The 16,963-nt window shown below is 73.0% G+C and carries 17 protein-coding genes; 8 read left to right on the forward strand and 9 right to left on the reverse strand.

All coding sequences use genetic code 11. The annotated features are described in order from the left end of the window. Window positions 1-115: 115 nt before the first annotated feature. Together aceB and IE140_RS16430 are read right to left on the reverse strand one after the other, a co-directional pair. Window positions 116-1,735 carry a malate synthase A gene (gene aceB / locus IE140_RS16425; protein ID WP_030710208.1) on the reverse strand — a complete coding sequence of 540 codons (1,620 nt, stop codon included), beginning with the start codon at window positions 1,733-1,735 and terminating at the stop codon, window positions 116-118. A gap of 285 nt (window positions 1,736-2,020) precedes the next feature. Further along, window positions 2,021-2,638 (reverse strand): nucleotidyltransferase family protein, encoded by a 618-nt coding sequence (locus IE140_RS16430; protein WP_229826816.1) that lies wholly within the window; start codon window positions 2,636-2,638, stop codon window positions 2,021-2,023. A 214-nt stretch (window positions 2,639-2,852) separates the two neighbouring features. On the opposite strand from IE140_RS16430, the gene IE140_RS16435 reads away from it, so the two are divergent. Continuing rightward, window positions 2,853-3,155, forward strand: a complete 303-nt coding sequence (locus IE140_RS16435; protein ID WP_073823087.1) for a DUF5955 family protein — start codon at window positions 2,853-2,855, stop codon at window positions 3,153-3,155. 82 nt (window positions 3,156-3,237) lie between these two features. Here the strand turns inward: IE140_RS16435 and IE140_RS16440 are convergent, their stop codons facing one another. Both IE140_RS16440 and IE140_RS16445 read right to left on the reverse strand, forming a co-directional pair. Further along, window positions 3,238-3,891: a response regulator gene (locus IE140_RS16440; RefSeq protein ID WP_150193556.1), complete on the reverse strand. Its 654-nt coding sequence runs from the start codon at window positions 3,889-3,891 to the stop codon at window positions 3,238-3,240. Beyond that, window positions 3,888-5,153 carry a sensor histidine kinase gene (locus tag IE140_RS16445; RefSeq protein WP_150193555.1) on the reverse strand — a complete coding sequence of 422 codons (1,266 nt, stop codon included), beginning with the start codon at window positions 5,151-5,153 and terminating at the stop codon, window positions 3,888-3,890. Before IE140_RS16445 ends, IE140_RS16440 begins: the two co-directional genes overlap by 4 nt. A gap of 110 nt (window positions 5,154-5,263) precedes the next feature. Here IE140_RS16445 and IE140_RS16450 point away from each other — a divergent pair, with 110 nt between their 5' ends. Together IE140_RS16450 and IE140_RS16455 are read left to right on the forward strand one after the other, a co-directional pair. Beyond that, window positions 5,264-6,343, forward strand: coding sequence for an ABC transporter permease (locus IE140_RS16450; protein WP_150193554.1), 1,080 nt, complete (start codon window positions 5,264-5,266; stop codon window positions 6,341-6,343). Beyond that, window positions 6,340-7,020: an ABC transporter ATP-binding protein gene (locus IE140_RS16455; RefSeq protein ID WP_150193553.1), complete on the forward strand. Its 681-nt coding sequence runs from the start codon at window positions 6,340-6,342 to the stop codon at window positions 7,018-7,020. Before IE140_RS16450 ends, IE140_RS16455 begins: the two co-directional genes overlap by 4 nt. Window positions 7,021-7,120: 100 nt before the next feature. Here the strand turns inward: IE140_RS16455 and IE140_RS16460 are convergent, their stop codons facing one another. Then, window positions 7,121-7,924 carry an IclR family transcriptional regulator gene (locus IE140_RS16460; protein WP_032775366.1) on the reverse strand — a complete coding sequence of 268 codons (804 nt, stop codon included), beginning with the start codon at window positions 7,922-7,924 and terminating at the stop codon, window positions 7,121-7,123. A 350-nt stretch (window positions 7,925-8,274) separates the two neighbouring features. On the opposite strand from IE140_RS16460, the gene allB reads away from it, so the two are divergent. Then, window positions 8,275-9,618 (forward strand): allantoinase AllB, encoded by a 1,344-nt coding sequence (gene allB, locus IE140_RS16465; protein ID WP_093443968.1) that lies wholly within the window; start codon window positions 8,275-8,277, stop codon window positions 9,616-9,618. 139 nt (window positions 9,619-9,757) lie between these two features. Next, complete coding sequence (gene alc / locus IE140_RS16470) at window positions 9,758-10,879, forward strand: allantoicase (RefSeq protein WP_093443966.1); 1,122 nt, start codon at window positions 9,758-9,760, stop codon at window positions 10,877-10,879. 95 nt (window positions 10,880-10,974) lie between these two features. Here the strand turns inward: alc and IE140_RS16475 are convergent, their stop codons facing one another. The 3 genes from IE140_RS16475 to IE140_RS16485 all read right to left on the reverse strand — a co-directional run bounded on the left by IE140_RS16475 (window position 10,975) and on the right by IE140_RS16485 (window position 13,446). Next, on the reverse strand, window positions 10,975-11,805 hold the full coding sequence (locus IE140_RS16475) for an aldo/keto reductase (RefSeq protein WP_093443964.1): 831 nt from the start codon (window positions 11,803-11,805) through the stop codon (window positions 10,975-10,977). A gap of 71 nt (window positions 11,806-11,876) precedes the next feature. Further along, the gene (locus IE140_RS16480) at window positions 11,877-12,692 is read right to left on the reverse strand and encodes an SDR family NAD(P)-dependent oxidoreductase (RefSeq protein ID WP_229826817.1); all 816 of its coding nucleotides are present in this window, start codon (window positions 12,690-12,692) and stop codon (window positions 11,877-11,879) included. A 112-nt stretch (window positions 12,693-12,804) separates the two neighbouring features. Next, window positions 12,805-13,446: a TetR/AcrR family transcriptional regulator gene (locus IE140_RS16485; protein WP_032775371.1), complete on the reverse strand. Its 642-nt coding sequence runs from the start codon at window positions 13,444-13,446 to the stop codon at window positions 12,805-12,807. A 184-nt stretch (window positions 13,447-13,630) separates the two neighbouring features. On the opposite strand from IE140_RS16485, the gene IE140_RS16490 reads away from it, so the two are divergent. Next, window positions 13,631-14,557, forward strand: coding sequence for a DMT family transporter (locus IE140_RS16490; protein ID WP_150193552.1), 927 nt, complete (start codon window positions 13,631-13,633; stop codon window positions 14,555-14,557). Here IE140_RS16490 and IE140_RS16495 read toward each other — a convergent pair. After that, window positions 14,547-14,750, reverse strand: a complete 204-nt coding sequence (locus IE140_RS16495) for a hypothetical protein (RefSeq protein ID WP_093443958.1) — start codon at window positions 14,748-14,750, stop codon at window positions 14,547-14,549. The genes IE140_RS16490 and IE140_RS16495 overlap by 11 nt on opposite strands. A 145-nt stretch (window positions 14,751-14,895) precedes the next feature. On the opposite strand from IE140_RS16495, the gene IE140_RS16500 reads away from it, so the two are divergent. Both IE140_RS16500 and IE140_RS16505 read left to right on the forward strand, forming a co-directional pair. Next, window positions 14,896-16,116 carry a sensor histidine kinase gene (locus tag IE140_RS16500; RefSeq protein ID WP_150193551.1) on the forward strand — a complete coding sequence of 407 codons (1,221 nt, stop codon included), beginning with the start codon at window positions 14,896-14,898 and terminating at the stop codon, window positions 16,114-16,116. 70 nt (window positions 16,117-16,186) lie between these two features. Continuing rightward, window positions 16,187-16,924 carry a response regulator transcription factor gene (locus IE140_RS16505; protein ID WP_093443954.1) on the forward strand — a complete coding sequence of 246 codons (738 nt, stop codon included), beginning with the start codon at window positions 16,187-16,189 and terminating at the stop codon, window positions 16,922-16,924. The last annotated feature ends 39 nt before the right edge of the window (window positions 16,925-16,963 follow it).

Here is a 16,963-nt window from a genome sequence, read left to right on the forward strand (position 1 = left end):
GTCGGTTCACCCTACTGATGGACGAACGCCACCGCCCCCGGCGCTGTGCGGTGCCGGGGGCGGTTCGCGTCCCTCGCGACGGGACGGCGCAGCTGCTCGCAGGTGACGTGTCAGGTCAGCGCAGCTGCTCGTACGCGGGCAGGGTCAGGAAGTCCGCGTAGTCCTGGTCCAGGGAGACCTGGAGCAGGAGGTCGTGGGCCTGCTGCCACTTGCCGGCGGTGAAGGTCTCCTCGCCGATCTCCTCGCGGATCGCGGCCAGTTCCTCGGCGGCGACCTTGCGGGCCAGGTCCGCGGTGGCGTGCTCGCCGTTCTCGAAGACCACGTCCGCGTTGATCCACTGCCAGATCTGGGAGCGGGAGATCTCGGCGGTGGCCGCGTCCTCCATCAGGTTGAAGATGGCGACCGCGCCCAGGCCGCGCAGCCAGGCCTCGATGTAGCGGATGCCGACCGCGACGGCGTTGCGCAGGCCGTCGTACGTGGGGCTCGCGTCGAGCGAGTCGATGGCGATCAGGTCACCCGGGGCCACCGAGACGTCCTCGCGCAGCCGGTCCTTCTGGTTCGGCTTCTCGCCGAGGACCGCGTCGAAGGAGGCCAGGGCGATCGGGACCAGGTCGGGGTGGGCGACCCAGGAGCCGTCGAAGCCGTCGTTCGCCTCGCGGTCCTTGTCCGCCTTGACCTTCTCGAAGGCCACCTTGTTGACCTCGGCGTCGCGGCGCGAGGGGATGAAGGCCGCCATGCCACCGATCGCGTGCGCGCCGCGCTTGTGGCAGGTGCGGACCAGGAGTTCGGTGTACGCCCGCATGAACGGGGCGGTCATCGTCACCGCGTTGCGGTCCGGCAGGACGAACTTGGCGCCGCCGTCACGGAAGTTCTTGACGATGGAGAAGAGGTAGTCCCAGCGGCCCGCGTTCAGCCCGGCGGCGTGGTCGCGCAGCTCGTAGAGGATCTCCTCCATCTCGTACGCGGCGGTGATCGTCTCGATCAGGACGGTCGCGCGGACCGTGCCCTGCGGGATGCCGACGTAGTCCTGGGCGAAGACGAAGATGTCGTTCCAGAGGCGGGCCTCCAGGTGCGACTCCGTCTTCGGCAGGTAGAAGTACGGGCCCTTGCCGAGGTCGATCAGGCGCTGCGCGTTGTGGAAGAAGTAGAGGCCGAAGTCGACCAGTGCGCCGGGCACGGAAACGCCGTCCAGCTGGAGGTGGCGCTCCTCCAGGTGCCAGCCGCGCGGGCGCATGACCACCGTGGCGAGCTCGTCGGCGGACTTCAGCGCGTACGACTTGCCGGACTTCGGGTCGGTGAAGTCGATGCGGCGCTCGTAGGCGTCGGTGAGGTTGAGCTGGCCGAGGACGACGTTCTCCCACGTGGGGGCGGACGCGTCCTCGAAGTCGGCGAGCCAGACCTTCGCGCCCGAGTTCAGGGCGTTGATGGTCATCTTGCGGTCGGTCGGACCGGTGATCTCCACCCGGCGGTCGTTCAAAGCCGCCGGGGCGGGCGCGACCTTCCAGGAGTCGTCCGCGCGGACCGCCGCCGTCTCGGGCAGGAAGTCCAGCGTGGAGGTGCGGGCGATCTCGGCGCGGCGCTCACCGCGCCGGGCGAGCAGCTCATTGCGGCGCGGGGTGAACTGCCGGTGCAGCTCGGCCACGAACGCGAGGGCCGCGTCGGTCAGGACCTCTTCCTGCCGGGGCAGGGGCTCGGCATCGACGATGGCCAGCGTGGACGGCGCTGGTGCGGACATGAGCTGTCACTCCTTCAGCGGGCGGCGGCGTCTCGACGGCCGCCGGGTCGCCTGAGACGGCACGGCGTGCCATGGCTCCGAGATACGGCCGTGGGTGCCGTCTGAGGTTCAGAGGGCTTCTGACCAGTGGATAGTAGTTTCCTCATGGTGGAAGTTCAATGGTTTGTTGATGTCGAGATTCTCCGGGTCGACAGAAACGGGCCGACGGCGGCGCAGCGTGCCAGCGCGGCCACGCACGGTTGACGGGCGGAGGCCGGACCGCCACGCCGGGGCGGCGGCTCGGCGTCACTCCAGATGCCTGAGGTCCTGCGAGGTGTCGATGTCGTACGCCTCCGCCACATCCGAACACTCCACGAGCGTGATCGCATCGCGGTGCTCCCGCAGATAGCTCCGCGCCCCCTGGTCGCCCACGGCCGCCGCCGCGATGTCCGTCCACCGGTCGGCCCCGAACAGCACCGGATGGCTCCGCTCCCCGTCGTACGAGGCCGCCGCCAGGCTCATCCGCGAGCGGTACGCGAGCCGCACCCGCGCCACCGCCTCCGCGCCGATCCCCGGCTGATCGACCAGGAGGACGAGCGCCGCATCCGCGTCCGCCGCCGTCAGCGCCGCCAGGCCCAGCCGGAGCGAGGAGCCCATGCCCTCCTCCCAGCCAGGGTTCACGCTCACCGCGCAGCCCGTGAGATCCGCCCGGGCCCGCACCTCCTCGGCCGCCGCGCCCAGCACCACGTGCAGCGGGCCGCAGCCGCCGTTGCGCAGGGAGCGCACCGCGTGCTCGATCAGCGGGCGGCCCCGGTGCGTCAGCAGCGCCTTCGGGCGGCCGCCGAGCCGCCGGCCCCCTCCGGCCGCCAGCAGCACCCCCGCGACCTCGGGGTTCTCCGCCCTGCGCGGACTGTCCGTCGCCATGTCCTCAACCATGAGGTCTGGATACCACTGAGTCCTTCGCACACGCGACACGCATGTCACCCTCAGGGGTAACCCTGATTTCTTTCCGTGGGCTGGCGCGCACTGCCTGTTATGGCGTTAACTTGCGGACGAGCCCGGGGACTTGGCCACCACCCCGGATTCGGGGGAGACACCGGCACAAGGACGTGCGAGGGGGAGTGCTGTGTTGCGAAGCGTGGGACAGAAGCCGCTGACCGGCAGCGGCGAGGACCCGAGGGTGGCCGAGCTGCGGATGGCCGTCTCGCGGCTGCGCCGGGAGCTGGCCGGTCTCCGGACCGACTTCCCCGACCGGCCGATCGCCGAGGACGAGCTGGCGGCCCTGGACGCCATGGCCGTCAGCGGAGTGCCGGAGATCCCCCGGATGCGCCGTTCCCTGCTGCTGATCGCGGGGGCGATCGGCTCGGTGAGCGCGGTGGCGGCGGCCCTGCGCGAGGTGCGCAACGCGGTCGACCTCTTCGGCGAGCCCCCGCGCGGGTGAACGCCCCGCGGAGCGTCCGCGAGGGTGAAACGAGACCATCGTGACGAGGAGCCCGCGCGGTTGACCCGCCGGGCGTGTCCCGTCAGCGGCGGATGAGCCGGCGGGCGGTGGCCGCGGCGACCGCCGACGTACGGGAGTCGACGCCCAGCTTGGCGTAGATGTGCACCAAGTGGGACTTGACCGTGGCCTGGCTCAGGAACAGCCGTTTGCTGATCTGCAGGTTCGACAGGCCCTCCCCGACCAGCTGGAGCACCTCCAGCTCCCGCCGGGTCAGCGCCTCGGCCGGGGTGCGCATCCGGTCCATCAGCCGGTGGGCCACCGAGGGCGCCAGCGCCGAACGGCCCGTCGCCGCCGTGCGCACCGCGGCCGCCAGCTCCTGCGGCGGCGCGTCCTTGAGCAGATAGCCGCTCGCCCCGGCCTCGACCGCCGCCAGGATGTCCGCGTCGGAGTCGTACGTGGTGAGGATCAGGACCCGGGGGCCGTCCGGCGCGGCGGTGATCATCGCCGTGGCCTCCGCCCCGTGCATCCCCGCACCGAACTGCAGATCCATCAGGACCACGTCGAAGCCGCCCGCCGCCACCAGGGCGACGGCCTCCTCGGCGGTGGCGGCCTCCCCGGCGACCCGGAAGCCCGGCTCGGTGTCCAGGACCGCTCGCAGCCCGGCCCGGACGACCGGATGGTCGTCGGCGAGCAGCAGCCGGATCGCGCCCCCGTCCTCACCCGCGCCCCTCGTCACGCCGCACGCTCCCCTTCCGTGTCGGGCAGCGGCAGCGTGAGCGCCACCGCCGTGCCCTGGCCGGGCGCCGACTCCACGCTCAGCGCACCGCCGAGCGATCCGGCGCGCGCCCGCATCGCCGGCAGCCCGAAGCCGCCGTCGCCGCCCGTGCCTCGCTCAGGGACCGGGGCCCCCGACGGAGCAAAGCCCCGCCCGTCGTCCACCACGTCCAGCGCCACCGAGGTGTCCATGAAGCTCAGGGTGATCTCCGCCCGCCGGGCCTCCGCGTGGCGCACCGTGTTGGCCAGCGCCGACTGCGCGGTCCGCAGCAGCGCCACCTCGTACGGGGTCGGCAGCTCCACCGGAGTGCCGCTGACCGCGAACCGTACGGCCAGCTCCGGGGCGGTCGTCCGGGCACAGAGCCGCTCCAGCGCGGCGGCCAGCGACCCGTGTTCCAGGTCCGGCGGGGTCAGCGCCCGCACGAAGGAGCGCGCCTCGGCCAGATTGGCCTGCGCCGCCTCACGGGCGGCCCGGACATGCGGGGTCGCCGGAGCGTTCTCGGGCAGCGAGCGTTCGGCGGCGCGCAGCAGCAACTGGATGCTGGACAGCCCCTGGGCCAGCGTGTCGTGGATCTCCCGGGCCAGACGTTCGCGTTCGGCGAGCGTCCCGGCGGTACGTTCCGCCTCGGCGAGGTCCGCCCGCGTGGCGACCAGCTCCACGATCAGCTCCCGCCGCCGTTCGCTCTCCCGGAAGAGGGCGTCGTACCCGAGGACCGTGGCGACGGCGACCGCCGCGCCGATCAGCGGCCCGATGAACGCGCCGGGTTCGATCTCCTGCCGGTGCACGACGAAGCTCGTGATCGCGGCGGCGGCGGTGACCACGACGGCGGGCAGCGCCCAGCGCATCGGCAGGAAGTGGAGCTGGAGGAAGTAGAGCGGGAAGGCGACCCACAGCGCGTCCGGCGACAGCACCAGCAGCGCCGCCCACAGCACCCACAACCCGCCCAGCCACCACGCCCCGGCCCGCGTTCCCGGCTGTACGGAGCTTCCCGGCCGTGCGGAGTCTTCCGGCTGTACGGAGTCTTCCGGCTGCACGGCGGAGGAGCGCACTGCTCCCGCCGCGTACAGGGCCGCCGTCAGCAGCGTCACGGCCACGACCGCCGCCGTGTCCGCCGCGCCCTCGCCCACCGCGCGGACCACGACCAGGGCCAGCAGCCCCGCCAGCAGCGCGTGCAGACAGAGCCGCAGGGCAGCGGTGACGTGGGTGTGCGATCGCGAATCCATGGTTCGTCCAGCGTAGCCGCGGGGACCCCGGACCCGGTCAATCGAAAGGTTGATCCCGGGCCCGTCCGCCGCGCGATGTTTTTCCGTCCGCGCCGGACGACGCTGGGGCCATGTTCGTCGCATGGAGAGACCTTCGCTTCGCCAAGGGCCGGTTCGCGCTCATGGGTTCGGTCGTGGTGCTGATCACGCTGCTCGTGGGCCTGCTGTCCGGGCTGACCGCCGGGCTGGCCCGGGAGAACACCTCGGCCGTCACCGGGCTGGACGCCGACCACCTGGCCTTCGCCGCGCCCCCCGACGGGCAGACGGAGTCGTTCGCCGACTCGACCGTCCGGGAGGACGACTGGCGGGCCTGGGCCGCCCGGCCCGGGGTCGCGGCCGCACAGCCGGTCGGCATCCGCACCCTGAACGCCACCGCCGGTGAGCGGAGCGCAGCCGTGTCGGCCTTCGGCGTCGAACCGGACGGCACCCTCGGGCCGGACGGGACCGGCCCCGGCCGGGTCGTGCTCTCCGAGGAGGCGGCCGAGGAACTGGGCGCCGCCGCCGGTGACCGGATCGCGCTCGGCCGGACCGAGCGCGAGGTCGCCGCCGTCGCCACCGACGCCTCGTACAGCCACACGCCCGTCGTGTGGACCACCCTCGACGACTGGCAGCAGATCGGCCACGACGGCGCCGGGCCCGCCGAACAGGCAACCGTCATCGCCCTGACCACCACCGGCGGCGTGGACCTCGCGGCGGGGGACGAGGCGGCGGGCACCAGCACGCTCACCCTCGACGACTCCCTCACCGCGATCGGCTCCTACCAGGCCGAGAACGGCTCCCTGCAACTGATGCGCGGCTTCCTCTTCGCCATCTCCGCGCTCGTCATCGGGGCGTTCTTCACCGTCTGGACGATCCAGCGCAGCGGCGACGTCGCCGTACTGAAGGCGCTCGGCGCGTCGACCCCGTACCTCCTGCGCGACGCGCTCGGGCAGGCCGTGGTGATGCTCGTCCTCGGTACGGGACTGGGCGCCGCCCTCGCCGCCGGGGCCGGGGCCCTGATCGGCGGGGGAGCCGTGCCGTTCGTCCTGGACCCGGCGACCGTCTTCGTCCCGGCCGCCGTGATGATCGCCCTCGGCGCGCTCGGGGCCGCCCTGTCCGTCCGGCGGATCACCGCCGTCGACCCGCTCACCGCACTCGGGAGTGCCCGATGACGCTCACCCTGACCGATGTCACCCTCACCTACCCGGACGGCGAGGGGCGGCTCACCGCCCTGGACCGGGTCTCGCTGGACGTACCGGCGGGCACGCTCACCGCCGTCGTCGGGCCGTCCGGCTCGGGCAAGTCCAGCCTGCTGGCGGCGGCCGCCACCCTGGTCACCCCGGACTCCGGCCAGGTCGTCGTGGCCGGGACGCCGACGGCCGGGCTGAGCCGTGCGGGGCGGGCGGCGCTGCGCCGGGACCGCATCGGCATCGTCTTCCAGCAGCCCAGCCTGCTGCCCTCGCTGACCGCCGCCGAACAGCTCCAGGCCATGCGCCATCTGTCCGGGGGATCCGCCCGGAGCGCCCGGGGCCGGGCACTGGAGCTGCTGGACGCGGTTGGACTGGCCGACCGCGCCGACCGGCGGCCGCACCAGCTCTCGGGCGGTCAGCGCCAGCGGATCAACATCGCGCGGGCCCTGATGAACGAACCGGCGGTCCTGCTCGTCGACGAGCCGACCAGCGCACTGGACCACGAACGCGGCGGGGCCGTGCTCGACCTGCTGGTGACCCTCACCCGGGAGCGCGCCACCGCCACCGTGCTGGTCACGCACGACCTGGCGCATCTGGACCGGACGGACCGCACGGTGACGATGGACGACGGCCGGCTGACGACCCCGGCCGGGGTCTGAAACGCCGGGGCCGAACGCCGGGGTGTGAAACGTGGGGCGGCGGGATCCGGAGCACCGGGTCCCGCCGCCCCACGTTTCGGCGTTGCTGCGCGCCGGGGCGTCAGCCCCCGTTCGTCCCGCTGCTCGCCAGGGCCTCCGACAGCTCCCCCGCGACCTGCTGGAGGATCGGCACGATCCGCTCCGTCGCCGCCTCGGTCACCCGCCCCGCCGGGCCCGAGATCGAGATCGCGGCGGAGGTGGGGGAGTTCGGTACGGAGACCGCGAGGCACCGCACCCCGATCTCCTGCTCGTTGTCGTCCACCGCGTATCCGGCGCGCCGCACCTGCTCCAGGGCGTCGAGGAAGCCCTCCGGCGTGGTGATCGTCTTCTCCGTCGCGGCCGGCATGCCCGTACGGGCCAGGAGCGCCCGGACCTCGTCGGCGGGGGTGTGCGCGAGGAGCGCCTTGCCCACCCCGGTGGAGTGGGGCAGGACGCGCCGGCCGACCTCGGTGAACATCCGCATCGAGTGCTTGGACGGCACCTGGGCGACGTACACGATCTCGTCCCCGTCCAGCAGCGCCATGTTCGCCGTCTCGCCGGTCTCCTCGACCAGCCGGCTGAGGTAGGGGCGGGCCCAGGTGCCGAGCAGCCGGGAGGCGGACTCGCCGAGCCGGATCAGCCGGGGGCCCAGCGCGTAACGGCGGTTGGGCTGCTGGCGTACGTACCCGCAGACGACCAGGGTGCGCATCAGCCGGTGGATGGTCGGCAGGGGCAGACCGCTGCTCGCGGAGAGCTCGCTCAGCCCGACCTCGCCCCCGGCGTCGGCCATCCGCTCCAGCAGATCGAAGGCGCGCTCAAGGGACTGCACCCCACCGCTGGACGCGGAGGGCTTGGAGTCGGCTGTGCTGGCGTGGGACGGCGGCACGTCAACGGTCCTTTCGAAGCGGAAGGCAAGGCAGCAGCCTACCGGGCGGTTCCGATGGGGCCCACAGCTCCCCGGTCGGCGTCCGTGCCGGTCAGGGCCTGTTTTGTCCGGGTGCCGCCGGTCGGTTCGGACGGCTCGGCGCCGCCCCTCCTGGCCCATGCTACGTTCCACAGTTCGAAATCTGACTTTTACTTTGTGGAAATCTCCAGTCGCGGTGGCCGGGCTGGCCCGTCGGCCCTTCGTGCCGGAAGGTGGGTCTTGACGAGGGCGTTTCCCGAGTGAAGACTCCATCGAGACTTCAACAGTTCGTTGAATTCCGGTTGTGATCATCCTGGAGTGAAGGAGCACAGGTGTCCGGTGTGGACGTGAACCTGGTACTGCGCTCGACGCGCGTCGTCACCCCCGAGGGCACCCGCCCGGCGGCGGTCGCCGTCGCGGGCGGGACGATCGACGCGGTCCTGCCGTACGACGCCGACGTGCCCGCGGGCGCCCGTCTGGAGGACTTCGGCGACGACGTCCTGCTGCCCGGCCTGGTCGACACCCACGTCCATGTGAACGACCCCGGCCGCACCGAGTGGGAGGGCTTCTGGACCGCCACCCGCGCGGCGGCGGCGGGCGGCATCACCACGCTCCTGGACATGCCGCTCAACTCCCTCCCGCCGACCACCACCGTCGACCACCTGCGGACCAAGCAGCAGGTCGCCGCCCCCAAGGCGCACGTCGACACCGGCTTCTGGGGCGGTGCGATCCCCTCCAACGTGAAGGACCTGCGCCCGCTGTACGAGGCCGGGGTCTTCGGCTTCAAGTGCTTCCTGTCGCCCTCCGGGGTCGAGGAGTTCCCGGAGCTGGACCAGGAGCAGCTGGCCCGCTCCATGGCGGAGATCGCCGGATTCGGCGGCCTGCTCATCGTCCACGCCGAGGACCCGCACCACCTGGCCGACGCCCCGCAGCGCTCCGGCCCCGCCTACGCCGACTTCCTGGCCTCCCGCCCGCGCGACGCCGAGAACACCGCGATCGAAGGGCTCATCGCCCACGCCAAGCGGCTCAACGCCCGCGTCCACGTCCTGCACCTCTCCTCCAGCGACGCGCTGCCGCTGATCGCCGCCGCGAAGCGCGAGGGCGTCCGTGTCACCGTCGAGTCCTGCCCGCACTTCCTCACCCTCACCGCCGAGGAAGTCCCGGACGGGGCGACCGAGTTCAAGTGCTGCCCGCCGATCCGCGAGGCCGCCAACCAGGACATCCTGTGGGCCGGGCTCGCCGACGGCACGATCGACTGCATCGTCAGCGACCACTCCCCGTGCACCACGGACCTGAAGACCCCGGACTTCGCCTCCGCCTGGGGCGGCATCTCCTCCCTCCAGCTCGGCCTGCCCGCCATCTGGACCGAGGCCCGCCGTCGCGGCCACTCCCTCGACGACGTCGCCCGCTGGATGTCCGCCGCCCCCGCCGAACTCGCGGGCCTCGGCAAGAAGGGCGCCATCGAGGCCGGCCGTGACGCCGACTTCGCGGTGCTCGCCCCCGAGGCGACCTTCACCGTCGACCCCGCCGAGCTTTTCCACCGCAACCAGGTCACCGCCTACGCCGGGAAGACCCTGCACGGTGTGGTCCGCTCCAGCTGGCTGCGCGGTGTCCGCATCGTGTCCGACGGCGTCCTCGCCGAGCCCACCGGCCGCCTCCTGGAACGGGACCGCTGAACCGGCCCCACCGGCCTTCCCTCAACCGGGACCGCTGTCCGGCCCTGCCGTTCTCTCCCCGGCCGGTACCGCTGACCGGCCCGACCGGCCCCCTCCGCGAACGCGACCACCGACCGTGCCCCGAAAGGACCCCCCGACCATGACGGACGCCTCGATACCCCGCTTCACCGGCGACGCGAACCCCTACGCGGGCGGCGACCCGTACGCCGACCACCGCACCGCCGACTTCCCCTTCACCCACCTCGTCGACCTCGCCGACCGCCGCCTCGGCGCGGGCGTCATCGCGGCCAACGACGAGTTCTTCGCCGAGCGCGAGAACCTCCTCAAGCCCGAGCCCGCCGTCTTCGACCCGGAGCACTTCGGCCACAAGGGCAAGATCATGGACGGCTGGGAGACCCGCCGCCGCCGGGGCGTCAGCGCCGCCGAACCCCACCCCACCGCCGACGACCACGACTGGGCCCTCGTCCGGCTCGGCGCGCCCGGCGTCATCCGGGGCATCGTCCTGGACACCGCACACTTCCGCGGCAACTACCCGCAGGCCGTCTCCGTCGAGGCCGTCGCCCTGCCCGGCTCCCCGTCCCCCGAGGACCTCCTCGCCCCCGACGTGAAGTGGACGACGCTCGTCCCCCGTACGGCGGTCGGCGGCCACGCGGCGAACGGGTTCGTCGTCGACGCCGAGCAGCGCTTCACCCATCTGCGGGTCAACCAGCACCCGGACGGCGGGATCGCCCGGCTGCGCGTGTACGGAGAGGTCGCCCCGGACCCGGCATGGCTCGCGGCCCTCGGTACGTTCGACCTCGCGGCCCTGGAGAACGGCGGCCAGGTCGAGGACGCGTCGGACCGCTTCTACTCCCCGGCCACCAACACCATCCAGCCCGGCCGCTCCCGCAAGATGGACGACGGCTGGGAGACCCGCCGCCGGCGTGACAGGGGCAACGACTGGATCAGCTACCGCCTCGCCGCGCAGTCCGGGATACGGGCCGTCGAGATCGACACCGCCTACCTCAAGGGCAACTCGGCCGGCTGGGCGAGCCTTTCGGTACGGGACGGCGAGGACGGCGACTGGACGGAGGTCCTGCCCCGGACCCGCCTCCAGCCCGACACCAACCACCGCTTCGTGCTCGACGGGGCCGTCCGGGCCACCCACGTACGGATCGACATCTTCCCGGACGGCGGCATCTCGCGGCTCCGGCTGTACGGATCGCTCACCGACGAGGGCGCGGCCGCCCTGGCGGCCCGTCACCGGGAGCTCGGCGGCTGACCCCGAACAACGGACCCGGCCGGGCGCACCGCGATCGCAGGGGGATCGCGGTGCGCCCGGCCGGTCGTTGCGCGAGGGCAGGGACCCGCAGGCGCTCAGAACTCCTCGTGGGACTCCGGGTCGCCGCCGAACCGCCGCTGCCGCCCGGCCGCGATCGTCGTCAACTCCTGCGCGGTCAGCTCGAACCCGAACAGATCCAAGTTCTCGCGCTGCCGCCCCGGATCCGCGGACTTCGGGATCGGCACCGCGCCCAGCTGGGTGTGCCAGCGCAGCACCACCTGGCCGGGCGTCACCCCGTGGTCGTCCGCGATGGCCACGATCGAGGGGTCCTCCAGCACCTCCCGGCCCCGGGCCAGCGGGCTCCAGCTCTCCGTGACGATGCCCTTCGCCGCGTGCACCGCCCGCAGCTCCTCCTGCGGGAGCAGCGGATGCATCTCGATCTGGTTCACCGAGGGCAGCACCCCCGTCTCCCGCTCCAGCCGGTCCAGGTGCGCCGCGGTGAAGTTGGAGACCCCGACGGAGCGGACGAGACCGTCCTCGCGGAGCCGGATCATCGCCTTCCAGGTGTCCACGTACTTGTCGACGCGGGGGAGCGGCCAGTGGATCAGATACAGGTCGACGTACTCGACGCCCAGGCGGGCCCGTGACTCCTCGAACGAGGCGAGCGTCTCCTCGTAACCCTGGTGCCGGCCGGGCACCTTGGTGGTGACGACGACCTCCTCGCGGGGGACGCCGCTGCGGGCGATGCCCCGTCCGGTGCCGGTCTCGTTGCCGTAGTTGAGCGCCGTGTCGACCAGCCGGTAGCCCAGCTCCAGGGCCCCGGCGACGGCCTCCTCGGCCGCCGCGTCGTCCAGCGGGTAGGTGCCGAGTCCCACCGCGGGGAGCCGTGTGCCGTCGTTGAGCGTGTGAACCGGTGTGCCGGACATGTGCTCGTTCTGTCCTTCCGTCGCTGCCCCCTCCCGGCCAGCGTAGGGGGTGTCTCGCCGATCAGGCCGGATCAGGCCGCGTGGCCGCCGTCCGCGACGAGCTCCGTGCCGGTGATGAAGCCCGCCCCGGTGCTCACCAGGTAGGCGACGAGCGAGGCGATCTCCTCCGTCGTGCCGAAGCGGCCCAGCGCGTTCGCCGCGCGCTGGCCCTCGGCCAACGGCCCGTCGGCCGGGTTGAGATCGGTGTCCACGGCCCCCGGCTGGATCACGTTCACGGTGATGCCGCGCGGCCCCAGCTCTCTGGCGAGCGGCTTGGTCAGCCCGGTCAGGGCGGACTTGCTGAGCCCGTAGAGGGTGGAGCCGGGGCCGCCCGCGTACCGGCTCAGGGCGGAACCCACGGAGATGATGCGGCCGCCGTCGGCCAGCCGCTCCGCCGCTGCCCGGCAGGCGAGGAGGACCGCTCGTACGTTCACCGCCAGCGTCCGGTCCACATCAGGACCGGCCAGCCCGGTGATCGGGCCGAGGACGCCGATGCCCGCGTTGTTGACCAGGATGTCCAGCCGGCCGAGCGCGTCCGCCGCCCGGTGCACGGCGTCGGCGGCCGCATCGGCGTCCGCCGCGTCGCAGCGCAGAGCGACGCCCCGGCGGCCGAAGCCCTCGATCTTCGCGACGACCGCGCGGGCCGCCTCCTCGTCCTGGACGTAGGTGACGGCGACGTCCGCGCCGTCCTGGGCGAGCCGCAGCGCGATCGCCGCGCCGATGCCCCGGCTGCCGCCGGTGACCAGGGCGGCCCGGTGCGGAAGGCCGGCCGGAACGGCGGCGGAAGCGGTGGCGGGAGCCGTGCCGAGAAGGGTTGCGGAAGGGGTGCTGAAAGCGTTGCTGGACATGGCTGTTCCTCGCTGACGGGGACGCCGTCGCTCCGACGGCTTTCCCCCAGCAAACGCGCGCCGGAGCCCGCGCACCGGCGGGTATCGGACACCTACCGCAGCCCGGGGCCGCTCACCGTAACGGCAGCCGCGCGGGGTCCGTCGCCGCCGCCCGCAGGCGCGACAGGATGGCGCGGGCCGCCTTGTCGTAGCCGAGGTTGTTGTTCTGGAGCACCGACTCGGCGTTGGACAGCTCCAGCAGGGCGATCACCTCGAACGCCAACTGGCACACATCGGTGTCCCCGGCCAGCTCCCCGGCGGCCCTGGCCTCCTCGATCGTCTCCTCCACGAAGGTGACCCAGCCGGTCTGCGCGGACGCCAGGGCGTCGTGCACCCGGCCGCTGCGGGCGTCGAACTCGGCGGTGGCGGCGTAGAAGAAGCAGCCGCCCCGGAACACCCGGTCGCGGGAGTACGCGATCCACGCCTCGCACATCCGCCAGACCCGTCCGAGCCCCGGTGGCACCGACCGGGTCGGGCGCAGCACATGATCGACGTAGACGGCCACCGCTCCTCGCACGGTGGCCAGCTGGAGCCCCTCCTTCGAGCCGAACAGCGCGAACACCCCGCTCTTGCTCAGCCCCAGCTCGGTGGCCAGCCGCCCCAGCGACAGGCCCTCAAGACCTTCGACCGAGGCGATCTGCACCGCCCGCCCCAGGATCAGCTGCCGGGTCTGGTTCCCCCGCTCGACCCGCCCGTCCGCCCTTACCGACGCCATGTGACCACTCCGTGCCTCAGCGTTACCGATGCGTCAGTCTAGGGAGCGGCGGGAGGCGCCCGGGAACGATCCCACCGCTGGACAGGTGTTCCCTTCCCGGCGGGGCGGCGGGTAGCGTGATCACTTCGCGTGCGAGCCGGTGCGGTCTCCACAACACGTTCCGTGGAGAATCCGGGAGAACCAGATGTCCGCTGCCGCCGTGCCCGCCGCCGGAGGCGTCTTCCCGCGCCGCGCCTGGATCACCGACCTGCCCGTGCTGGCGGTCGCCGCCGTCTGGGGTGCGAGCTATCTCGCCGCCAAGGGCATCACCACCACGCACACCGTCGTCGCCGTGCTCGTTCTGCGCTTCGCGATCGTGCTGCCGGTGCTCGTGGCGGTCGGATGGCGCAGGCTGCGGGCGCTGACCGGTGCGCAGTGGCGGGGCGCCGGAGTGCTGGGCCTGGTGCTGAGCGGCATCTTCCTGCTGGAGACGTACGGGGTGGTGCACACCTCCGCCACCAACGCCGGGCTGATCATCAGCCTCACCATGATCTTCACGCCGCTGGCCGAGGCCGCCGTGACCCGTGTCCGCCCCTCGGCCGGATTCGTCGCCGCCGCCGGGTTCTCCGTCGCCGGCGTGGTCCTGCTGACCCAGGGCGGCGGATTCACCAGCCCCTCGGCCGGCGATCTCCTGATGCTCCTCGCCGCCCTCGCCCGTACGGTCCACGTCCTGGCCATGGCCCGGATCAAGGCGGTGCGGGACGGCGACTCGCTCTCCCTGACCACGGTCCAGCTCGGCGGTGCGGTCGCCGTCTTCGCGGTCCTCGCCGCCGTCCCCGGCACCGGCGCCTCACCGTGGAGCACGGCCGTCGGCTTCGGCGCCCGGGAGTGGGCGGGCCTGGTCTTCCTCTCCGTGTTCTGCACGCTGTTCGCGTTCTTCGTGCAGATGTGGTCCGTTCGCCGCACCTCGCCGTCCCGGGTCAGCCTGCTGCTCGGTACGGAACCGCTGTGGGCCGCCGCCGTCGGCATCAGCCTCGGCGGGGAGCAGCTCGGGCCGCTCGGGGCGGCCGGGGCGGTCCTCGTACTGGCGGGCACCGCGTGGGGGCGGCGGGCCGGACTCGTCAGGTCCTGATCGAATCCGCCGCGATCATCACGGCCGCCCCCGCCACGACCAGCACGATGTTGACGAACAGCATGCGGTCGCTGAGGAAGTCGATGTGACGCACCAGCGTCCAGAACCGGAACCAGCCCGTCCACTCGTACAGCAGCCCGCCCACGCCCTGGATGAAGACGAGGAACCCGATCGTCTCGACGATTTTCTTCATGGGCCGAGCCTCCCGCCCTCCCCGCGCCCGGCGCGTCGGCCACCGGTCCCGTCCGCCGCGCCGAAAGTAGCGCAGGGTGCGACTTTGGTAGCTCCCGCGCCGCTCGGAGCCCTTCCCGGCCATCCGGCTGCGTAACTTTGTCGACATGACGCGCACCGAGTACCGCTGGCTGCTCCCGTCGGCGATGGCCGACCCCGGTCTGCCGGACGACCGGATCCGGACGCGGCGGACCGTACGGGACTGGGTCGTCGACCTCACGGCCTTCCTCATCGCCGCCGGCATCGGCATGCTGGCCCTCGGCACGATCGAGGCGGACGACACCACCGCCGACATCGTCGTCTTCGTGGACTCGATCGTCGGCGCGGTGGCCTGCTGCGCCCTCTGGCTCCGGCGGCGCTGGCCCGTCGGGCTCGCCGTCGCCCTGACCCTCGTGTCCGTCGTCGAGCCCGTGGCCGCCGGGGCCCTGCTGGTCGCCCTCTTCAGTCTGGCCGTCCACCGCCCGTTCAAGCCGGTCGCCATCGTCGGAGCGCTCGCCCTGGCCCTGGTACCCGTGCAACCGTTCCTGCGGCCCGACCCGACGACGTCCTTCCTCGCCTCCCTCCTCTTCGGCGCCCTGCTGATCCTCCTGGTGATCAGCTGGGGCATGGCCGTACGCTCCCGGCGCCAGCTCGTCGTCACCCTCCGCGAACGGGCCCGCCGCGCCGAGGCCGAGGCGGAGCTGCGCGCCGAACAGGCCCAGCGCCTCGCCCGGGAGGCCATCGCCCGCGAGATGCACGACGTCCTGGCCCACCGGCTGACCCTCCTCAGCGTGCACGCCGGGGCCCTCGAATTCCGGCCCGACGCCCCCGCCGCCGAGGTCGGCCGGGCGGCCGGCGTCATCCGGGACAGCGCCCACGAGGCCCTCGAGGACCTCCGCGAGATCATCGGCGTCCTGCGCGGGCCCGGTGACACGGACGAGGGTCACCGGCCGCAGCCCACCCTCGCCACCCTGGACGCCCTCGTCGCCGAGTCCCGGCTCGCGGGCATGAGGGTCGCCGTCGACAACCGGATCGCCGAGCCGAGGGACGCCCCCGCCGCCACCGGCCGCACGGTCTACCGCATCGCACAGGAGGCCCTGACCAACGCCCGGAAGCACGCGCCCGGCACCGAGGTCTCCCTCACCGTCACCGGCGGCCCGGGCGAGGGCCTCACCGTCGAGGTGGTGAACCCGGCCCCCACCGAACCCTTCGAACGCGTCCCCGGTTCCGGCCAGGGGCTCATCGGCCTCACCGAACGCGCCACCCTCGCCGGTGGAGAGCTGGAACACGGCCCGACGAAGGACGGCGGCTTCGCGGTCCGGGCCCGACTGCCGTGGCCCGCCGCATGAGCGCAGCCGCACGGGAACGGGCGACGCCCGCCGTGCCGGCCCCGCCCACCCGCTGGCTACGGTGGCTGCCATGAACACCCCGGCGCCCCCGACACCCCCGGCCTCCTCCTCCGCGCCCGTCCGGCTGCTGATCGTCGACGACGACCCGCTGGTCCGGGCGGGGCTGACCCTGATGCTCGGCGGCGGCCAGGGCATCGACATCGTCGGGGAAGGCGCCGACGGCAACGAGGTCGAGGAACTGGTCGAACGGCTGCGTCCCGACGTCGTCCTGATGGACATCCGGATGCCGGTCATGGACGGACTCACCGCGACCGAGCGGCTGCGCCGCCGGCCCGACGCCCCCGAAGTCGTCGTCCTCACCACCTTCCACGCCGATGAGCAGGTGCTCCGGGCCATCCGGGCCGGAGCGGCGGGATTCGTCCTGAAAGACACCCCGCCGGCCCGGATCGTCGACTCGGTCCGCCGGGTCGCCGCCGGGGACCCGGTCCTCTCACCCGCCGTCACCCGCCAGTTGATGGCCCGCGCCGCCGGTGGCGGGCACGGCGACCGGGCCGACCGCACCGAGCGCGCACGCAGGCGTTTCGGCCAACTCGCCGAACGGGAGCAGGAAGTCGCCGTCGCCGTCGGACGCGGCGGCTCCAACGCGGAGATCGCGGCCTCCCTCTACCTCAGCGTCGCCACCGTCAAGACCCACGTCTCACGGATTCTCGCCAAACTCGAACTCAACAACCGGGTACAGATCGCACTGTTGGTCCACGACGCGGGACTCCTCGACACGGACGACGAGGGCGGGAGCCACCTAGGCTGAACGCAACGGCCCCCGCCCGCCGCGCCCGACGAGGTGACG

Source organism: Streptomyces parvus (assembly GCF_014648875.1).
Classification (GTDB): Bacteria; Actinomycetota; Actinomycetes; order Streptomycetales; family Streptomycetaceae; genus Streptomyces; species Streptomyces parvus.

Bases quoted from the DNA above. Each gene is read 5' to 3' on its own strand.
- aceB (WP_030710208.1), bottom strand. From the start codon at position 1,735: ATGTCCGCACCAGCGCCGTCCACGCTGGCCATCGTCGATGCCGAGCCC.
- IE140_RS16430 (WP_229826816.1), bottom strand. From the start codon at position 2,638: ATGGCGACGGACAGTCCGCGCAGGGCGGAGAACCCCGAGGTCGCGGGG.
- IE140_RS16445 (WP_150193555.1), bottom strand. From the start codon at position 5,153: ATGGATTCGCGATCGCACACCCACGTCACCGCTGCCCTGCGGCTCTGT.
- IE140_RS16450 (WP_150193554.1), top strand. From the start codon at position 5,264: ATGTTCGTCGCATGGAGAGACCTTCGCTTCGCCAAGGGCCGGTTCGCG.
- IE140_RS16455 (WP_150193553.1), top strand. From the start codon at position 6,340: ATGACGCTCACCCTGACCGATGTCACCCTCACCTACCCGGACGGCGAG.
- alc (WP_093443966.1), top strand. From the start codon at position 9,758: ATGACGGACGCCTCGATACCCCGCTTCACCGGCGACGCGAACCCCTAC.
- IE140_RS16475 (WP_093443964.1), bottom strand. From the start codon at position 11,805: ATGTCCGGCACACCGGTTCACACGCTCAACGACGGCACACGGCTCCCC.
- IE140_RS16480 (WP_229826817.1), bottom strand. From the start codon at position 12,692: ATGTCCAGCAACGCTTTCAGCACCCCTTCCGCAACCCTTCTCGGCACG.
- IE140_RS16485 (WP_032775371.1), bottom strand. From the start codon at position 13,446: ATGGCGTCGGTAAGGGCGGACGGGCGGGTCGAGCGGGGGAACCAGACC.
- IE140_RS16490 (WP_150193552.1), top strand. From the start codon at position 13,631: ATGTCCGCTGCCGCCGTGCCCGCCGCCGGAGGCGTCTTCCCGCGCCGC.
- IE140_RS16495 (WP_093443958.1), bottom strand. From the start codon at position 14,750: ATGAAGAAAATCGTCGAGACGATCGGGTTCCTCGTCTTCATCCAGGGC.
- IE140_RS16500 (WP_150193551.1), top strand. From the start codon at position 14,896: ATGACGCGCACCGAGTACCGCTGGCTGCTCCCGTCGGCGATGGCCGAC.
- IE140_RS16505 (WP_093443954.1), top strand. From the start codon at position 16,187: ATGAACACCCCGGCGCCCCCGACACCCCCGGCCTCCTCCTCCGCGCCC.